The 3,622-nt window shown below is 65.8% G+C and carries 2 protein-coding genes; both read left to right on the top strand.

Annotated features, from left to right (window positions below; translation table 11 throughout):
* The first annotated feature begins 3 nt into the window (after positions 1-3).
* Positions 4-2,403, top strand: coding sequence for a 3-hydroxyacyl-CoA dehydrogenase/enoyl-CoA hydratase family protein (locus Q0P59_RS19640; protein WP_295009576.1), 2,400 nt, complete (start codon positions 4-6; stop codon positions 2,401-2,403).
* A gap of 91 nt (positions 2,404-2,494) precedes the next feature.
* A partial coding sequence (locus Q0P59_RS19635; protein WP_295009573.1) for an acetyl-CoA C-acyltransferase occupies positions 2,495-3,622 on the top strand: 1,128 nt, incomplete at its 3' end.

Raw genomic sequence — 3,622 nt, 5'->3', positions numbered from 1 at the left:
CGCTTGAACAAGCTGATCGTGAAGAAAGCTGCCGTACTGGGCGCTGGCGTGATGGGTGCGCAGATAGCGGCGCATCTGGCGAATGCCGATGTGCCGGTGGTGTTGTTCGACCTGCCGGCGAAGGAAGGAGACAAGAACGGGGTGGTGAAGAAAGCGCTGGACGGGCTGAAGAAGCTCGACCCGGCGCCGTTGGCCAGCAAGGCCAAACTGCAATACATCGACGCCGCCAACTACGACGAACACCTGGCGCAACTGGCCGACTGCGACCTCATCATCGAAGCCATCGCCGAACGCATGGACTGGAAGAACGATCTCTACGCCAAGATCGCCCCGCACATTGCGCCGCACGCCATCGTCGCCTCCAACACCTCGGGCCTCTCCATGAACGCCCTGGCCCAAGGCCTGCCGGAAAGCATCCGCCCACGCTTCTGCGGCATCCACTTCTTCAACCCGCCGCGCTACATGCACCTGGTTGAAATCATCGGCACCCAAAGCACCGACGGCGGCACCCTCGACGCCCTCGAAACCTGGCTCACCTCGCGCCTCGGCAAAGGCGTCATCCGGGCGCTCGACACCCCCAACTTCGTGGCCAACCGCATCGGCGTCTTCTCCATCCTCGCCGTCATGCACCACACCCAGGCCTTCGGCCTCGGCTTCGACACCGTCGACGCCCTGACCGGCCCCAAGATCGGCCGCCCGAAAAGCGCCACCTACCGCACCGCGGACGTCGTCGGCCTCGACACCCTGGCCCACGTCGTCAAGACCATGCAAGACACCCTCCCGGGCGACCCCTGGCACAGCCACTTCACCGTTCCCGCCTGGCTCCAGGCCCTGATCGAAAAGGGCGCCCTCGGTCAAAAGACCCGCGGCGGCATCTTCAAGAAACAAGGCAAGGAAATCCAGGTCCTCGATCTCGACCAGCAAGACTACCGCACCTCCGCCGGCGCCATCGCCGACGACGTCGCCGCCCTGCTCAAGATCAAGCACCCGGCCGAAAAATTCGCCGCCCTGCGCGCCTCGAGCCACCCGCAAGCCCAATTCCTGTGGGCCATCTTCCGCGACATCTTCCACTACGCCGCCGTTCAGCTGGAAAACGTCGCCGACAACGCCCGCGACCTCGACCTCGCCATGCGCTGGGGCTTCGGCTGGACGCAAGGCCCCTTCGAAACCTGGCAAGCCGCCGGCTGGGCCGACACCGCCCAAGCCATCGCCGCCGACATCGCCGCCGGCAAAGCCATGAGCGCCGTGCCGCTGCCCGCCTGGGCCTTGGAAACCGGGCGCACTGGCGTACACACCGCCGCCGGCTCCTACTCCGCCAGCAAGAACGCCTACATCCCGCGCTCCACGCTGCCGGTCTACCAGCGCCAGCTCTTCCCCGAACGCGTACTCGGCGAAGCCGCCGCCACCCCGGACCAATCCGGCGAAACCCTCTATGAAAACGACGGTGTCCGCCTGTGGAAGCTGCCCGCCGTCGATAGCGGCATCGGCATCCTGTCCATCAAATCCAAGATGCACACCATCGGCAACGAAGTCCTCGACGGCGTCATCGCCGCCGTCCGCCAGGCCGAAGGCAGCCTCGACGGCGTCGTCGTCTGGCACGAAGCCCCGTTCGCCGTCGGCGCCAACCTGCAACAAGTCGGCGCCGCCATCGCCGCCAACCAGTTCGACATCCTCGAAGCCACCGTCGAAAAATTCCAGCGCGCCTCGCAGACCCTCAAATACGCCCAGGTCCCGGTCGTCACCGCCGTACAAGGCATGGCCCTCGGCGGCGGCTGCGAATTCGTCATGCACGCCGGCAAGCGCGTCATGGCCCTGGAAAGCTACGTCGGCCTGGTCGAAGCCGGTGTCGGCCTGATCCCGGCCGGCGGCGGCTGCAAGGAATTCGCCATCCGCGCCGCCGACTGGGCTGCCCGCTCGGCCACCCCGAAGGAAGTGTTCAACTACCTGCAACCGGTGTTCATGACCATCGCCATGGCCAAGGTCGCCAAGAGCGCGCAGGAAGTCATCGACATGGGCTTCGCCCAGCCCACCGACACCATCCTCTTCAACGCCAACGAACTCCTCTACGTCGCCATCAAGGAAGCCCGGGCCATGGCCGACACCGGCTACGCCCCGCCGCAGAAAGCGCGTGGCATCCCGGTCGCCGGCAAGACCGGCATCGCCACCTTCGAGATGATGCTCATCAACATGAAGGAAGGCGGCATGATCTCCGCCCACGACTACAAGGTCGCCAAGGCTGCCGCCACCGCCCTGTGCGGCGGCGAGATCGAAACCGGCAGCCTGGTCGACGAAGAATGGCTGCTCACCGTCGAGCGCCGCCTGTTCGTCGACCTCCTGAAGACCCCCGAAACCCAGGCCCGCATCCAGCACATGCTGGACACCGGCAAACCGTTGAGGAACTAGTTGCTAGTTGCTGGTCGTTGGTTGTTGGCAAAAACCGCTGACAACTGATGACTGCTCGTAACTACTAACTAACAACTAAGGACTAACCGCCATGAAACAAATCCAAGACGCCTACATCGTCGCCGCCACCCGCCTGCCGGTCGCCAAGCGCAACGGCATGTTCCGGAACGTCCGTCCGGACGACATGCTGGCCGCCGTCATCAAATCCGTCGTCGCCCAGGTACCGGACGTCGATCCGGCGCTGATCGGCGACGTCATCGTCGGCTGCGCCATGCCGGAAGCCGAGCAGGGCATGAACGTCGCCCGCATCGGCGCGCTGCTCGCCGGGCTGCCGATCACCGTGCCGGGCATCACCATCAACCGCTTCTGCTCCTCCGGCGTGCAAGCCGTGTCGGACGCCGCCAACCTCATCCGTCTCGGCCAGGCCGACGTGATGATCGCCGCCGGCACCGAATCGATGAGTGCGATGCCGCAGATCATGGGCAACAAGATCGCCATCAACCCGCTCGTCTTCTCCCAGCAAGAAAACATCGGCATCGCCTACGGCATGGGCCTGACCGCCGAGAAAGTCGCGCAGCAGTGGAAGATCAGCCGCGAGGCGCAGGACGAATTCGCCGTCGCCTCCAACCAGAAAGCCTGCGCCGCCATCGCCGCCGGCCACTTCAAGGCCGAGACGACGCCGCACACCATCCGCGAAAGCCTGCCCGACCTCAATAGCGGCCAGGTCAAACAGCGCGAGCGCACCGTCGACACCGACGAAGGCCCGCGTGCCGACGCCTCGCTGGCGACGCTGGGCAAGCTCAAGCCGGTGTTCCACGCCCGGGGCTCGGTCACCGCCGGCAACTCCTCGCAGATGTCGGACGGCGCCGGTGCCGTGATGCTCGTCTCGGAAAAGATCCTCAAGCAGCACAACCTGACCCCGCTGGCCCGCTTCGCCGGCTACGCGGTGGGCGGCGTGGCGCCGGAGATCATGGGCATCGGGCCGATTGCGGCGATTCCCAAGGTGCTGGCGCAGACCGGGATCAAGCAGGACGACCTGGACTGGATCGAGTTGAACGAAGCCTTCGCCGCGCAGGCATTGGCGGTGACCCAGGAACTGGGGCTGAACCCGGCGAAGATCAACCCGTTGGGCGGGGCGATCGCGCTCGGCCACCCGCTGGGGGCCACCGGGGCGATCCGCATCGCGACGCTGGTGCATGGCTTGAAGCGCACCGGGGGC

Source organism: uncultured Dechloromonas sp. (assembly GCF_945957265.1).
GTDB lineage: Bacteria > Pseudomonadota > Gammaproteobacteria > Burkholderiales > Rhodocyclaceae > Azonexus.
Note: the sequence above shows the minus strand (reverse complement) of the source record. Positions and strands in the feature narration are given on the sequence as shown.